The sequence below is a fragment of the Exiguobacterium sp. UBA3968 genome, from assembly GCF_002385115.1.
GTDB lineage: Bacteria > Bacillota > Bacilli > Exiguobacteriales > Exiguobacteriaceae > Exiguobacterium_A.
Map to the genome: position 1 here is coordinate 711,765 of NZ_DGCW01000005.1, position 15,402 is coordinate 727,166.

Sequence of the window (15,402 nt, forward strand, 5' to 3'; positions counted from 1 at the left end):
GAGGGGTTATTTACATGGAAAAGATTCTAGCGAAGATAAATTTGGTATCCGGCGTTATTTTTGAGCGATATACCTCTTTTGATCGAAATCATATTTAAATGCAACGATCATTAATGCATCACCCGTTGGATTTCGATACGAGTAGAGAAGCGTCCCCTGTTTTTCTCGGTACACGACTGTGCCTTCAGCATAGACTTCTCCAATCGTAGAGTAATCTTCTGTATGATGAAGCGTCATGACACCAAGTCCTATACCTGAAAGAACACGATCGACGTCAGCTAGCGTCATGCCGGGCTTGATCTTCTTTCCAGGTAAGAGTCGTTTCTTTGACGGTGTTTTAGGGATGTATTCCTTCTCTGCAAGGTATAAGGTGTGACCGTTTTGTTTCGTCCTGAAAATCAGATGCATTCTTTGCTTAAACCAATGATCGTCTGTTACTTCATAGGGATAAAAGGCAAAAGCGTACAAAGCATAGTCATCTTCAATTTCTCGTAATGCAGCTTTTTGTTTGAGTGTTGTGACGCCATGCTCTTTCTTTATGTATTTCTTATATGATTTTCCGTAGAGCGATTTTGCAACGTTTGTCGCAGTCATGCCGAGTTTTAGCTTCTTGTAAGACGCATACTCCTTTGTCGCTGCGTCGACAGAATGAGGTGCGAAAACAGCACCAATCATCGAAAGTGTGAACAGAAGCGCGAAGAGTACTTTCAACTGAACACGGTGTGACTTTTTCGGACGTATCATCATAATTGTGTCTCCTTTGATGAGCTTATTAAAAACCGTGCGATTCTTTTCGTTTGAGATACCAGAGTAGTCCTGTGGTAATGCAAAGACCCATCGCACCTAGTATTCCGATGTACAAGAAACCATTGAGATCATTTCCGATATTCTTTTGAAAAAAATAGGATGAACCAAAAATCGCAGTGGCAAGCATGAAAATATTGCGTAGATGGCGAAGTATTTGGAGCATTGTGGACAATCCCTTCTGATTCAGTTGTCTGCTCGACGGATTTCAATCGCGACAGTCGAGTCCTTTGCAAACGTCACTTGAATCGTGTCACCCGTCTGAATGTCAGCCGTGTTATCTGTTTTGCCATACACGATCGTATCCGTTGTGACGCGAATCTTTGTCAAAGCATACTGTTCGTCCGGTTTTTGTTCACTCGGAGCGACGAATAACGTGTCTCCTGTAATCTCTTCGACGACACGTGCATCGTTCTCGTGTGTACAGGAACCAAGCGGCATACAAAGGAATAGAATAAAAGCGAAAAGCCAATGACGCGTCGGCATGAATCAGGCACCTACTTTCGTCAGTTAATAGGGTTAGATGAAATCATATTATTATATAAATTTTACCAGTTGCGACACCGATTGATGTAAATCAGAAAAATCTTTCTTGCTTTGAAATGAAAGGAATTCAGGCATAAACTACGTATGATTGATAAAATACCATCATCTCGATCAGAGGAGGAATTACGATAAAGCTAGCCATCTGTACCTGCTACGAACCACTGGATGTTGTGCATATTAGAGTGATACCTCGTTTGGATCCGAAATCAACTGTAGTACTCATCAAAGTGTATGCATCTGTCGTCCACTCCAATCTTGATTTACGTTGCATCGTGCGCTGCCGGAACGGCTGCTGTTCGAATCGCAAAAGCAAAAGGACTGCAGGTGACGGCTGTCTGTAATGGACAAAATGCGGAGCGGGTCAAAGCGCTCGGTGCCGATCACGTCATCGATTATACAAAGGACGGCTACGATGGATTGTTGCTGAAGTACGATGCCGTCTTCGATGCGTCTGGAAAGATTAATAAGACGAAAGCGAAACGGCACGTCAAACAAAACGAGTCTTTGCATCCGTCGCGGGGTAAGGTGTGGCGAGAGAACGGAAAGAAGATATACACTATTTGAATAAACTGTTTGAAGCGGGACGATTTAGAGCCGTCACGACCATATCTGTTCACTTGATGAAATCGTCGAAGCGCACCGTTATGTCGACACCGGGCGAAAATTCGGTAACGTCGTCGTGATGATTGCAGAAGAAATAAAATGATTCAGTAGCTTGGAAGTCATTGTTTTTGAATGTTCATTGCTTGAGAAGAGTGTATAAATTACAAAGAAAACGAATGGAACATGACATCGTTTAGTATAGATAATATCATTTAAAAAAGACCTTCTCGATTGTATCAAGAAGGTGTTTGCTTTAGTTTCGCTTCGGCAAACTGATCGTCATATTCATTTACTGCCTGTATCATCTTGTTGAAGTCTTAAAATCGATTAGATGATAAATCGAAATTAATGCTTGCAGCTGCACGGGAACCATCAGCGGCTGCCATCAATAAAGAAGAAGGACCTCGTTTTTCGGTCTCTCCGGCAACGTATACCCCTTCGACAGATGTATGACCAGTTCCATCCGTTACGATGGCTCCACTCTCATCGAATATACATCGTAATTGTTGAGCCAAATCGTTTGAACGATGGAATTTAGGGACGACGAATCCACCTTTTCTTGCAACCATTGTTCCATCTTCTAATTCAATATGTTCTAGAATACCTGCTTTTCCATGTAGGCGTTTAATTTTTGTTGTGTATGCTTGAATGTGGTTACGATCTAAATCGTTCCGAACGTCTTTAGATAGTGCAAAACCGTTTGTAAAAACAACTAAATCGTTCGACCAATTGAAAACGAGCTTTGCTAAATGGTGAACAAAAGCTTGATCTTCGGCAATGACAGCTAAGGGTAAATCTCGCATCTCCCAGCCATCGCAATAGGGACAACTAAACAAACTTTTTCCATAATACTCCTTGATTGTCTCCAGGGGGAATTCTTCTTGAATTCCGGTTGCGAGTAGTAGCGTTTCAGTTATATAACGATGCTGACCGGTTGAAACTTCAAACAGATGATTCTGATTGTCATGTTTTACTTCGATGACTTTTTCGTTGCAAATCGTGATGGACGGATATGCTTGTAATTCTTTTAATCCAATCTCCCTGAACTCTGACGGTGTAATCCCATCTCGAGTCAGATAACCGTGTGATTCATATGTGACACGATTTCGATTTGTAGCATCATCGAAAAGCACAACATGTCTTCGGGCTCTTCCTAATGTTAAGGCAGCAGCTGATCCGGCGGCACCACCACCAATCACGATGCAATCATATACGTTCATGAACGTTTCCTCCTTTTAGATAACAGATATAAAAGAGTCATAGTGTCTGTAATTAAAGCATAAGACATCACGTTGTTTCAAATGGATGATGTCTCATTAACTTGAGTAGATAAGTCACTAATAAGTGTTTGTTTCAATTCATCTAAAAATTTGTGTTCAGCAGCCTCGATTGATTTCTGAATCAAGCAGTTCGGATTGTTGTTCAGACAAGCGTCAGACATGGATGGTACGCCTTCAATTGCAATGATGACATCAAGCAATGAAATCTCTTCCCAACTTGGTTTTAATTTGTACCCACCTGTGGCTCCAGTTGTCGAGAACACCATACCCGCTTTGACTAGCTTAGTTAAAATCTTCGAGAGGTATGTAGATGAAACGCCTTGTTGCTTGGCTAACGAGGCTACACCAATATGATCATGAGGCTGATTTACAGCTAAAAATAACATTGTATGGAGTGCATAATTGGTTGCTTTTGATAATTTCATATTCTCACCTTAATTACAGACTTGATATGTCTATAATACCGATGTAGTTATTGGTATCCAAATGATATGACTTAAACTAACGAAAGAAGGGTTTATCTGCAATCTACGACCACCTGCGGAAGGTAGTTTTTTAGTCGTTATCCAATATATGTTAAAATGAAATCGTATATTTTTTGATGGAGGGTGATAGAGATTATGAAACAACTGTTTGCGTTTGAGACAAAAACGGACTATGACAAATACGAAGCGGTCACGCATCGCTTTCAAGCACGGTTAGACGAGTATCAAACGATCTTACAAGAGAAGTATCAACTGATCGACGTGCCGAAAGGAATCATTTGGACGTCAGCGGAACTCGCGACGACCGTCTTCTCGGACATTCCGATCCCAGCATTTACGAATAAGGACTTAATTTACATATCACCAGACGTTGCAGAATGGCGAACGTTATTTTTGTCTCAACTCGATGGGAAGGAAGTACCGCATATTCGAGCGTTTTATGAAACGCTCGCGGAAGATCACGTCTTGACGATTGCTGGTCATGAACTGACGCATCACTTGGATTTGTTCGTTGATGAATTCGACGATGAGAGAAAAGACGGAATCTGGTTCGAAGAGGGGATGTGTGAGTATCTGCCTCGGAAGCACTTGTTGTCGGACAAAGCATTCAAGCGAATTACGACAATTGAGACAGAGCTGGTCGAGCTCTTTCAGGAGGAGTATGGAGCGCGCTCGATTGATCAATTTGGGAGTGCCTCCTATGCCGGTAGTCTGTCGAGTATCATGTTTGATTATTGGCGGAGCTTTCTCGCAATCCACCATCTCATCGAGGAACGATATGACGGGGACGTCTTACGCGTTTTCGAAGCATATCGGAACTGGCATGAGCAGGGGCGGATCGTGCCGCTCTCGAAATACTTTAATCTTTAGACGGTAAGACGCTAAGCTGTATTTGTAATGGAGGAAGGCTTATGAATCGTTACGTTATTCTTTCGTTATTTGCATTCATCTGTTTTTGTTTCTTATTTTTCTTGATGAAGAGCGGAGTCAGTCTGAAAGGGTTTGGAACTGTCTATATCCTGCTTCTGTTTATCGTTCCGTTAGTCGGCGTATACACAGGGTACAAAACGAAGCATCGAGTACTTAGATGGCTATTCGTTGGTATCCATCTTATTACGTTCTGTATGATGTCCTATTTGCTGTTACTGGCTTACGGTATTTCTGAGCCTTAAAAAGGTTAAACAAAAAGGTCAGTTGATTCCGAGTAAAAAAGAATCTTCTGACCTTTCATGATATGTAGTGTGAAATAAGAAAGCATCTCGTGACTTAGTTTCGCTTGGGCAAACTGGTCGTCGTGCCCATCTCGACGACGTGATCATCTTGAAGACGATACAAGAAATATTCCTCTTTTTGAAGTCCTTGCCCCTGTACTTTTACGGCAATCTTATAGCGTTTCTCTTTATCGCGGTGTTTGTCGTCATAAGCAGAGTGGAGTGAGACGACATGAGCTGGACCGTATTTTTTCTCGACATAGATTTCGACTTTTGTGCTGACGTGCTGCTCGAATCGTTCATCGTATCGGACGTCTAAGTAAAACAGCAGTCCACATAATAGGAGAAAGACAACCAAAACGTTCATTCCGACTTTTTTCAATTCATCACTTCCGATCGTTCCACAGCATTAAACCTAGAAAAGCTGTTACAGATGATCGGAAGACGATACATCATAACAGCGATTGAATCATTGATTTAAAAATCTACATCATTTGAGTGATTGCTTTAGAGATCGACTCCAACTAATTTAAGAATGATGACGATCGTGATAGCTGAGAGCGCAAAAGAACCGGCAAAAGCAAGCTGTTTTTTCAAAAGTATCTCCTCCTCGTGAAAAGGTTACCATTATTATGCCATTAAGTAAGATGACTGTAAAATTAATTCCAATTAAAACCGTTAATTTTCATCATAATGTTTTAGAAGGGAATGACAACATTCCTACTTCTTGATTCGACAATGCACCAAGGATGTTGTTTTCAAATACCGACCAGTTACACGAGGCAAAGTAAGAGTCGTGGAGCCGCTAGCGATGAAGCGTCCTTTACGTAGCAATACCGTGTTAATGACGCATCATTGATTCGACAAAGTGTAAGCTGACGCTTTTGAAAATCAATCTCCTCGATATACACGCGTTCCGATATAAGTTCGGCATCTTCTGTTGTCTGCAAAGACAATGGGATCCGTTCACGCAACACAATAAACAGGACGATTTCGATTTGGTTAGTACTGGGTGTGGAGGACGTGTCGTGAAAGAAAAGGATTTCGTTCATCGAAAGACTGAGAGTTGAGTATGACGTGTGTTGAGAAATTGAATGTGTCGGGTTGGTATGAAGGTGCTGCATGATGGACCTCCTTATAATAAGAACGTATGTTCATATTATGGAGGAAAGAATGAATTTTCGCAATCTTATTTAAAGCGGATATGAGAGACCTCGTAAATAGTAGAAGGAACAACCACCTAAATAATGGTATGATCAAAAAGGAGAATTATGTTAAAAATGAAGGGGTGACCGTATGTTTGCTGCGCTTGAAAAACAGATTCAGGATGAAGTGGTCTCGCAATCCATTCCCGGGTTTTCAATGGCGATCGTCCGAGGACGGGAAGTCGTCTACGCCAACGGCTTCGGTGTAACGAACAAGGAGGAGGGTGGCGTTCCTGTCACGGCAAACACGCTCTTTCGAATTGGATCGTTAAGTAAACCGTTGACGGCGACCGCAATCATGAAACTCGTTGATTTAGGAAAATTGAATATAGATGTTCCAATCCAGTCGTATGTTCCATTTTTTACGTTACAAGACGCGGCAGCTGCTCAGACTATCACTTTAAGAATGCTCCTAAGCCATACCGCCGGGCTACCGGATGGTACGGATATGGTCGGCAGTCGTGACTTGGATGCTTTGGAACAGTACATCAAACAAGATGTGCCACAGCTAACATTAATTGCTCCGCCAGGACTGATTTTTTCCTACAGCAATCATGGATATAACATCGCAGGGTATGTAGCCGAATACGTGACGAAAACGTATTTTCCGGATTTGATGCAGGAAATCCTGTTTAAGCCGTTAGGCATGTCGCGGACGTTTTATGATCCGCTGATGGCGATGACATTTCCTTTGGCATTAGGTCATGAGCGAACAGAATCAAGCGAAGTCGTCGTCAGACCGTTCTATGACAATGCAGCGAACTATCCCTCTTGGTTTGCGATGTCTACAGCGGTAGACTATGCGAAGTTTTTGTTGCTACATCTGCAAGCAGGACAAATAGACGATCAGCCATTACTTACTGCCTCTGCCATTGACGAGATGCAGACGTCACAAGTGAGTCGATATAACCTGCAACAACTCGGATGTGGATTATCGTTCATCACGGAACGATACAAAGGAATACAAACGATTCGTCATGGTGGAGCGATTGGTACATATACGAGTTTCATGTTGGCTGTACCTGAGCAGGAACTTGCGATCGTCACGATGTCGAGCCAGGATTACGGTATCGATCTAGCATACGATATCCTAGATCAGTTACTCGAAACTGAATCGAACCAAAAGATATCGTCAAAGAAGACGCCAAATCGCTCGAAATGGAAGTCCTACGCCGGTCATTATTTAGGAAATCTGAACGGATTAGTGGAGATCTTCGCGGATGGTCATCATCTCAAGATGCGTCTGAATGGAACTGAACTGATGTTACATGCTTTTGACGAAAATCTTTACTTTACACAGGATGCGAACAGGGAACCAGATATGACAGTTGGTTTTGTCATCGACGAGGAAGAGGAGACTCCGTTCATCGTACTGAACGGTCAAACCTGTAAGCGGATGGACTCCGAACAGCTGATGCAACCCCAAATAAACGTCTCTTCTTTTGAAGGGATGTATTCGAACGGAGCGATTTCGTTTGGTCTGACCGTCAAAGGAGATCAACTGATCCTGCTGGATGAAGATCAAGAGTATTACTGTCAGCCGTTATTTGGTCACTTCTTCTATACGAATGAACAGGGGTTACTGGAAATCGGAGAAATCGAGCGTCAGAGAACACTCATCATTCAAGGAAGTTGGTCGTTTGAGGCGGTTGAGTCAAGTAAGTTACAAAGATGAAAAATGAATGGAACGGCGCATGACGGCCGCTCCATTCATTTTTTTGTTTCAGCAGACGAGATTACTTCGCTACTTTTACGCGATGGTACGTCGTTTTCGTTCCATTCGTGATGCAATATGCTAGTACACCGTCATGATATAGAGGAAACGATACCAGCTCTTCAAAGTCCGTCAGAGGAGCGACGGTCTTCGCTTTTAAGTCCGCATATATCAACTGATTGATGCCTTCTCGGAAGACGATTTGTGTGTTCGAAAGGAATTGAATTCCGTTAATCAACGTCTGGGCACTGGAAGCAGAATAGTTCACCGTCTTTTCGTCCAATCCGATGGGTTGGAATATGGCGTCGCCTTCTGTGCCGAGAGCGAAATAGGTGCCACTACGACTGAAATCAATTAACCCGGACATCTCTTTTTTGTAGGCACCATCCAGCGTTTCAAGCACACGGACGTTCTTTCCGTTGTTAAAGTGAGACGTGTATAAGGTCACGCCGTCATCGCTATCGCGGTGCTCGTATGTGAATAGACCGTCTTGTACCTTTCCTGTTTTTAAGATGAAGGACTGGAGTGGTGTGATCTTTCCGGTTTTTAACGAATACGACTTTAACGTGGAAACCGTTTTTTGTGCAGTCGCTTCTTGCGTGATCCAGGAAACCCGAGTTGACGTGACATCGATTCTCGGAGGAGATGTATCGAAGCGACTTTCGCCAGTATCCAGCGTTGTCACCTGATTCGTTGTAATTCTTAGTTGACGAATCGACCATTTCACACCTGTCTTTGTCGGCTGTTCCGTTTCGACCCATAGTAAAAACGCACCTGTACCCGTCATCATCGGGATTGCATTCTTCGTCGCATGAACAATTTTGTTATGCTGTCGTTTCGTATCGTATGTATAGATGACACTCTTGTTTTCTTGTAGGTCAAAGTAGAAGATCTGGTTTTGGTAGAAATACTGTGGATCGATCGAGACACGGTGTTTGCTCAGTAATGAAGAAAGGTCGTACGTTTTCGTTTGACCTAACGTGACGCGCTTCGTTTGCTTTTCTAATTCGATTGCTTGTTGGTTATTGGAGTCGGTCGTTGCTTTCTTCAAGGAAGTGTTTACTTGTTCAGGTGACGCGATATTTTTTTGTGCTACACGCGGTGTCGCTTGTTCTTCCATCATGGTACAACCCGCTGTCGTCCAAACGATGGTCGAGAGGAAAAAGACGGATGCGAATCGATGTAATTTCATATCGGATAGCTCCTTCGAAGATTTTTGGAAATGTAGTTCATTGCTGTACCTCATGTGAAGAAGGACTCGAACGACGGGTGTAAAGAAATACGAGATACCACCACTTTAATGTGTAGGCGAATAAGAAGATACACATCCATGCCCACGGTCGCAGTGTCGTCAATCCTTCGTAAAAATGTTTGAATTCTGTAATGTCAAGACGGTACAAAGAGTTCCAAATGAATAGTGCATACAGGAAAAGCATCGCTACCACCGCTCGGATCGACGCTTTTCTCAAGGCTGGATGCTTGATCGCGACGAAGATTGCACTGATAAGCGTGATGAAAAAGAATGCGTAGGAAAGTACCCACACCCACATGTCATTGGTTGGTCCCATATGTATTTTCCTCCTCAGTTAATCATGGATGCGTCTAGACGATCGTCTAAACAAAACAGAAAGAATGACATCAATCAGTAAGCCAATCAAGAACCAACTGATCAAGGTCAGGATGTAGATCAGGAACAGTGGGACATGGAAGGAATCTAGCCACGTTCCAAGAAAGGATCGTGATTCGAGAAGCCAGAAAACAGGGCTCGTCAGAAACAACAAGATGTTTTTATCATCGTAGCCGAAGGCATTGAACAGACAGACAGCAAGTGAGAGCAAGGGTAGCCAGAGTCGAAAACCTTTACGCATTATTATTCATCTCCTGTTTGAGTGAGGTTGGTTTTATCGGACCTGAATCAAAAAGGCGGATAGACCGTCACCATGTTCGTTCCATCCGGCAACGACCTCATAGGTATACGTACCTTGAGCAGACGGTGCGCTAAGAATGTCGTTTTTTAATGAAACCTGTTCACTTTTCGTTTTCGAATCCCAGCGTACGACTTCGAGCGAATCGGGTTTACGATCAAACGAGAGATGAATTTTGTCAGAGGGTGAGACGATGACGGGTTTACTTTTTTCAGTCATGTGTAAAGCATCCACATAGATCATGTCCGCACATTGAGCACTGAACAAACTGGACCAGCAATAAGAACCTTGGACAGTTGGAATCGCTTTACCGTTTACTTCGACGTTTGGGTCATAGGGTTCGATCCGAAATGGCTCAAAATAGATAAAAAAAGCAATCACGACAAGTAGTGAACCAATCAAAATGAATTTAAGGATACCAGCTCCTCCTTTATTGAATAATTAATAGTGTTAAATCGGAAATTAAAATCAATCAAGTCATATATCATGCAAAAGAATCTTCATATAGAATCATTTTCCACAATAAACTATCAAATCCCTTCAAATGGATGAAGGGATTATGAATGAGGCACACGTGTCTCTTTGAGATGACTAGGTTTTGGGGAAGTCATTTTCCTTTTACGAAGAATAGAGGAATCAATGCTTCTCCCAGTGAGCTTGATAATCGAGAATATATTGACTTAGGGGAGTCGGCTCAGTACCAGTCACCTCGCGGAACTGACGGTTCGTTCGTTTCGTGAGTCCAAGACTAATCGGGAGGTGTAACATGATGACTTCATTGACGTAGCTTTTCGGATATCCTTTTTGAACCATCTTCATTTGGAAGAATGGAATCGAAGGGTTCGTGTAACGGATCGTCTTTCCTAAGAGTAGCGTCATCAGACTTGCGATTTCATGGAAGCCAAAAACTTCCTCGCCATGCAACGTATAGACACGATTGAAATGGGGGGCAGGATGTTCGAGGCAATGGATGACGAACGTCGCGATATCCCGGATGTCAATCATGCTTGTCTTCCCAAGACCAGCGGGCGTAACGATCTGCTCGTGAAAACGGATGTCATCACGCATGAAGAGATTCAAATTTTGCATGTAGTATCCGGGACGGATGATCGTAAACGGGATACCGGTCTCTTGAATGATCTTTTCGATCGTATGGTGAGGTGTCAGCGGAAAGATTGGAACATCCTTGAACGAGAGATAAACAATGTGCCGGACTGAGGTGAAGCGCAAATAGCGCAGAAAGAGATGGAACTGTCGTGTTGATACTTGGGACGGATACATCAAAAAGAGTTGATCGACGCCTTTTAACGCTTGTGAAAACGTTGAGATATCGGCGTAGTCCAGGTGACGATAGTGAAAAGCATTGCCGAATTTCTCTGAAGCAGCTGCTGGGTCGATGACAGCCGCATGAAAGGGAATATGTCGCTTCATCATTGCATGACCGACGGCTAGTCCAACGTTTCCTGTGAATCCTGTTACTAAAATCGTCATGTGTAACGTCCTTCCTGTACACTTGACTGAACTGCTGTTTGATGAGAAGTAAATCATGATATGTCTAAGAAAAAGTGAGGTGGTAAATCATCCGCTAATTGCTTTATCGTAACTTGATTGAGCGTATTAAAGAATGAAATCAGTGCAACATCTAATAGTTGATCTAACGCACATACCTGATAACGCGTTCCCGGAAAAAGCGGACGTTCGAATAACGCGACGACATCTCCGACCCGGACAGTATGACTCAATGGGAGGAGTTGAACACCGCCTTCTCGTCCAGCATGGGTTCGTAAAAGACCTGCTCTTCCTAAAATTGAAATGATTTTCGTGAGATGCTCGTACGAGATGTTACATTGAAGCGAAATGTCTCTCGTCTTTACGTATTCTCCTCTTCGTGTCATCGATTTTGAGGTGTGTGCCAAAAAAAGTAATGTCAGTAAGCCATGTTCCGTAGCACGTTTCAACCGCACGACCGCATCTCCTTTCATTTTTGACTGACGATGATATCAGACAATCAAGAGACAATATCGCGTCATGGAGGAAAAGGGCGCTTTCGTCATGTAAACATGCGTGTAGGAATCATCGAATGTGATCAAAGCAGAAATGAGGTGGGCGCGAATGTACCGACAGGAGAGGCTTCGCCGTTGAGGCGTAATCAGTTCATCTCTTCGAGAATCGAAGTCGAGCAACAATTGCAATGGGTACTCTGTGAATATCGTCACCTGACAATGAATGCCGAGCCGGTGATAATAATCGACGATGCATTGACGAACGAACAGTGCTCGTTCATGAGTAATCATATGCTTTGCCCTCCTCTTCATTTACCCAATCGGATAGGTGGTCTTTTATATATTGCCGAAGGGTGATCGGTCGTTCACCAATTAGTTCTAGAAAGTGGTTATCCGTCTCATCCGCTAGACCTAATAAGATCGGCACATGAAGTTTGATGATTTCATTGGTTTCTTCGTAAGACAATCCATGTTGCATCATAAAGGACCGGAAAAAATCAATCGACGGGTTCGTATACATGATCTCTGTTTCAAGTTCTTCTCCGAGAAGCCGGGCGACTTCGTAAAAATTGTAAGCCGCTTCACCGCTGATCGTATAGATTTTATTGAAGTGAGTGGCTGGGTTTTCAAGACACGTCATCACGACGGTCGCTACGTCACGGGCATCAATCATGCACGTCTTACCAATTCCTGCCGGTGCGAAGAGGTGTGCATGATCTCGTAACATATCTCGCATGAACATGTTTAAATGCTGCATGTAGTAGCTAGGACGAATGGTCGTGTAGGGAATGTCGGTTTGGCGAATGACGACTTCAATACGATGATGTGGCGTGAATGGGAGGGATAGTGCGTCTTTGGCTGAGAGGTAGACGATGTGTTGCAGGGCAGTCTGTCTGAGATAATGAATAAAATATTCGAATGTCTCCAAGCTCGCGTTTGCAGGAAATTCGAGAAAGATTTGATCGCAACCTGCGAGTGCTTCTACGAACGTCGAGGCATCCTGGACATCGAATCGACGAAAGTCAAAATGCTCTCCATATAATTCGGAAGCGGCTTGTGGATCGGATACCCCAATGCAAAAAGGCTGTTCTTCCGTGCGCATACGTTGGCTGACGAGCTGCCCGATCGGTGAAGAAAAGTCCGTAATGAAAATCATGGGAAGGTTCCTTTCCTCTCTTAGGTGAACGAGGCATCACTGATGTTGGAAAATGGTAAATAAAATACTTGTATTAGTTATATAATACCCTAATTATCCTTCAAATACTGGATAGATGATAGTTCCTGCTAAAAACATAAATAAGTATTCCATTTATTCAATATATGAACCTTAATAATCAAAAAAATTAATTATTAATACTTATGTTTACATATCTAGGTTTATTATGAATATTACTTTACGTACTTGTTGTGAAGGCTATCGTAAATGTACGCGTATGTTTCCTTGAGTGTCTTAATCGCATTCACGTCTGTTCCGATGACATCCACTACATCAGTCGACACATACAAAAGGAAATCCGAGTCATAGAAGACGATATAAGCTGGCGTGTGCCCTCGATAGACGCTTAAGCAGTAGGAGATGATTTCATCTAGCTTTATATGTTTCACATGTGCATATACGACACCCGTATGAGCTACTTCATCTTCCACGATATACTCTTTCCAGTTTCGAATCGTGATCGATGAGCATACTCGTGCCTTTGCTAAGTAGCGCCGATGATAATGGATGTATGCAGCAACGAATAGAAGGTGGATGGATCTGTCTTCTTGAAAAATCGTCTGAAGAATTTCTTTCAATTACGAGGCATTTAGGTCTTCCATTAAAAAGCGGATACGGCGTTCTGGTGTTGACTGAAAATAGGATGTTGGTTTCTTGATATCAAGCTCGATCTGGAACCGAGATAAATCAAGCATATAGAAGTCTCCTCATTCTATTAAAGTTTTGATGACGAATAGGGAATGTGACGGATGAAGGCATCCAGCTGAATGTCGAAGTACGCTTCAAGATCGAATCGAAGTTGCCTTTTTAAATCAGACAAGCATGTCACCAAGGTGTCGAGAGGAATAACAGTGTTCATCCGTTCGTCGCCCCATATCGATTGAATGCGACCTTGATCCGTGAAAGGGACCATCGATACGATTGCCCCTTCTTCATCATGATCAAACTCCACCGAGTAATAAGAGAAGGCAGGAATGAAGATCGACGTCACCTGTCTTTTCCACCGATACAACGATTTATAAAACTCGAAGATGGCTATCGATGTTTCGAGATATAGTGCTTGATCAATGATGATTTTGACATTCGCTTCAATCGACAGAATGGTGGGGGTGTCCCTTGCTGAAGAATTTGAAATAGAGTTCGGTGAATTTAAAAAATCATACGTACATCTAATTTGAGAAGACATGTTCATCACTCCGGTTCATGAATTGACATTAGCTGAATACTTTATTTCGTTGCCGAAACGGACGAATCCCTAGAGCAACCGAAGCCCCGATGCAACTAAATAGACACCCGATGATTAAAGGAAGAGACAGCGTCGATTCACCGATCAATACTGAAGCAACACCACCGATTAGAGGGAATAGTGCCACCATATAGCCGCTCTTCGCACCACCGATCCGTTCGACGAGTTTCAAATAAAACAGCCAGGCAAGAAATGATGCGATCACGGTTAAATACAGTAAAGCAGAAAGATAGGTGACGGTTGTCGGGAGCGTAAGCGGTGTTCCTTGGAACCAGACGATAGCGCCCATCAGTAGACTCGCGACAGTAAATCCAATCGCGTTGGCGTGGACCGGGTTGATTCGTTGTTTGGCGTTACGCGCTGAACTGGCGTCACCCACTGACGTCAATAGCGTGCCGACCAAGGCAATCAAGACCCCTTTTAAATCGGTCAGTCCATCGATGCTACTTAGACTCGGAACAATCAGGACACCGACGCCGATGATACCAAAACATCCGCCAATCCAAACGCGCGCATGGAGGGTCTCTTTTAAAAACAAGCGCAGAGCGATTGGTGTCAAAATGACCTTGAGTGAGAAAATCAACGTCACGATGGCGGCAGAACTTAAGATCGTCGCGTAATAAAGACATAAGTAACTCAGAGCGAAGTTACAGACACCGAATACGACGATGAAAGGCATATCCGTCGCGCTAGGTTTGTTCGTTCGTTTAATGAATAACGCGAATAGGATGAAAAGAACAGCGGTCATCGCTAATCGATAGGTCAGGGATACTTCCAAGGCGACAGGTGTTCCTTGGATTTTGACAGCAATGAAATTCAGTCCCCAGACGATCAAACAAAATAGATACATGAAATATGTCATGGTTCGTCTCCGTTCTAAATATGTCGTAGTGTAACTTCCATGACTCAGTGTATCAGAGAAGCATGGTATTCGGTTTGCTGAAGTGACGTTCGAAGTAATGAAATGGGGCTGACTCAAAAGTCAGTCTCTACAAAGATAAGGGTTGCAGAATGATGATCTTCCACCCTTATCTCATGACAAAAAGAATGACGCGTCACACGCCACTCCTACAGTAAAAAACGCATTTATGCGTTGTCAGAGACGAACAAGACCCGCTTTCCTGATTAAGTGAAGCAGGAAATTGGCTTGTGTCTCGCCTGAGG

20 protein-coding genes are annotated in these 15,402 nt (G+C 43.1%); 4 read left to right on the plus strand and 16 right to left on the minus strand.

The window, feature by feature from the left end:
* Positions 1–54 precede the first annotated feature (54 nt).
* On the minus strand, positions 55–747 hold the full coding sequence (locus B3S86_RS05335; RefSeq protein ID WP_290749973.1) for a hypothetical protein: 693 nt from the start codon (positions 745–747) through the stop codon (positions 55–57).
* A gap of 243 nt (positions 748–990) precedes the next feature.
* Positions 991–1,290: a hypothetical protein gene (locus tag B3S86_RS05340; RefSeq protein WP_290749976.1), complete on the minus strand. Its 300-nt coding sequence runs from the start codon at positions 1,288–1,290 to the stop codon at positions 991–993.
* Positions 1,291–1,581: 291 nt separating this feature from the next.
* Here B3S86_RS05340 and B3S86_RS05345 point away from each other — a divergent pair, with 291 nt between their 5' ends.
* A complete protein-coding gene (locus B3S86_RS05345) occupies positions 1,582–1,914 on the plus strand; it encodes a zinc-binding dehydrogenase (protein WP_290749979.1) in 333 nt (110 codons plus the stop codon).
* A gap of 356 nt (positions 1,915–2,270) precedes the next feature.
* On the opposite strand, the gene B3S86_RS05350 is transcribed toward B3S86_RS05345, so the two are convergent.
* Entirely contained in the window at positions 2,271–3,173 is a 903-nt protein-coding gene (locus tag B3S86_RS05350) for an NAD(P)/FAD-dependent oxidoreductase (RefSeq protein WP_290749982.1), read from the minus strand.
* Between the two features lie 77 nt (positions 3,174–3,250).
* On the minus strand, positions 3,251–3,658 hold the full coding sequence (locus tag B3S86_RS05355) for an RrF2 family transcriptional regulator (RefSeq protein WP_290749985.1): 408 nt from the start codon (positions 3,656–3,658) through the stop codon (positions 3,251–3,253).
* Positions 3,659–3,853: 195 nt separating this feature from the next.
* Here B3S86_RS05355 and B3S86_RS05360 point away from each other — a divergent pair, with 195 nt between their 5' ends.
* Together B3S86_RS05360 and B3S86_RS05365 are read left to right on the plus strand one after the other, a co-directional pair.
* Entirely contained in the window at positions 3,854–4,588 is a 735-nt protein-coding gene (locus B3S86_RS05360; protein ID WP_290749987.1) for a collagenase, read from the plus strand.
* Between the two features lie 41 nt (positions 4,589–4,629).
* Positions 4,630–4,890, plus strand: coding sequence for a hypothetical protein (locus B3S86_RS05365; RefSeq protein WP_290749991.1), 261 nt, complete (start codon positions 4,630–4,632; stop codon positions 4,888–4,890).
* A 94-nt stretch (positions 4,891–4,984) separates the two neighbouring features.
* Here B3S86_RS05365 and B3S86_RS05370 read toward each other — a convergent pair whose 3' ends face one another.
* Complete coding sequence (locus B3S86_RS05370; protein WP_290749993.1) at positions 4,985–5,311, minus strand: hypothetical protein; 327 nt, start codon at positions 5,309–5,311, stop codon at positions 4,985–4,987.
* Between the two features lie 914 nt (positions 5,312–6,225).
* On the opposite strand from B3S86_RS05370, the gene B3S86_RS05375 reads away from it, so the two are divergent.
* Entirely contained in the window at positions 6,226–7,809 is a 1,584-nt protein-coding gene (locus B3S86_RS05375; RefSeq protein ID WP_290749996.1) for a serine hydrolase domain-containing protein, read from the plus strand.
* 61 nt (positions 7,810–7,870) lie between these two features.
* Here the strand turns inward: B3S86_RS05375 and B3S86_RS05380 are convergent, their stop codons facing one another.
* The 11 genes from B3S86_RS05380 to B3S86_RS05430 form a co-directional block, all read right to left on the minus strand.
* Positions 7,871–9,040 carry a hypothetical protein gene (locus B3S86_RS05380; RefSeq protein WP_290749999.1) on the minus strand — a complete coding sequence of 390 codons (1,170 nt, stop codon included), beginning with the start codon at positions 9,038–9,040 and terminating at the stop codon, positions 7,871–7,873.
* A 37-nt stretch (positions 9,041–9,077) separates the two neighbouring features.
* Positions 9,078–9,416 carry a hypothetical protein gene (locus tag B3S86_RS05385; RefSeq protein ID WP_290750002.1) on the minus strand — a complete coding sequence of 113 codons (339 nt, stop codon included), beginning with the start codon at positions 9,414–9,416 and terminating at the stop codon, positions 9,078–9,080.
* 18 nt (positions 9,417–9,434) lie between these two features.
* On the minus strand, positions 9,435–9,716 hold the full coding sequence (locus B3S86_RS05390; protein WP_035397676.1) for a hypothetical protein: 282 nt from the start codon (positions 9,714–9,716) through the stop codon (positions 9,435–9,437).
* Between the two features lie 33 nt (positions 9,717–9,749).
* Positions 9,750–9,992, minus strand: coding sequence for a hypothetical protein (locus B3S86_RS05395; RefSeq protein ID WP_231496858.1), 243 nt, complete (start codon positions 9,990–9,992; stop codon positions 9,750–9,752).
* Between the two features lie 417 nt (positions 9,993–10,409).
* Complete coding sequence (locus tag B3S86_RS05400) at positions 10,410–11,264, minus strand: NmrA family NAD(P)-binding protein (RefSeq protein ID WP_290750009.1); 855 nt, start codon at positions 11,262–11,264, stop codon at positions 10,410–10,412.
* 53 nt (positions 11,265–11,317) lie between these two features.
* Positions 11,318–11,737, minus strand: coding sequence for an RrF2 family transcriptional regulator (locus B3S86_RS05405; protein ID WP_290750013.1), 420 nt, complete (start codon positions 11,735–11,737; stop codon positions 11,318–11,320).
* 36 nt (positions 11,738–11,773) lie between these two features.
* Positions 11,774–12,067, minus strand: a complete 294-nt coding sequence (locus B3S86_RS05410; protein ID WP_023468121.1) for a hypothetical protein — start codon at positions 12,065–12,067, stop codon at positions 11,774–11,776.
* Positions 12,054–12,932, minus strand: coding sequence for an NmrA family NAD(P)-binding protein (locus B3S86_RS05415; RefSeq protein WP_290750017.1), 879 nt, complete (start codon positions 12,930–12,932; stop codon positions 12,054–12,056). The genes B3S86_RS05410 and B3S86_RS05415 overlap by 14 nt, the downstream gene beginning before the upstream one ends.
* A gap of 233 nt (positions 12,933–13,165) precedes the next feature.
* Entirely contained in the window at positions 13,166–13,570 is a 405-nt protein-coding gene (locus B3S86_RS05420) for a hypothetical protein (RefSeq protein ID WP_290750020.1), read from the minus strand.
* A gap of 137 nt (positions 13,571–13,707) precedes the next feature.
* Complete coding sequence (locus tag B3S86_RS05425; protein ID WP_290750023.1) at positions 13,708–14,178, minus strand: hypothetical protein; 471 nt, start codon at positions 14,176–14,178, stop codon at positions 13,708–13,710.
* A 28-nt stretch (positions 14,179–14,206) separates the two neighbouring features.
* The gene (locus tag B3S86_RS05430) at positions 14,207–15,100 is read right to left on the minus strand and encodes a DMT family transporter (RefSeq protein ID WP_290750026.1); all 894 of its coding nucleotides are present in this window, start codon (positions 15,098–15,100) and stop codon (positions 14,207–14,209) included.
* Between the last annotated feature and the right edge of the window lie 302 nt (positions 15,101–15,402).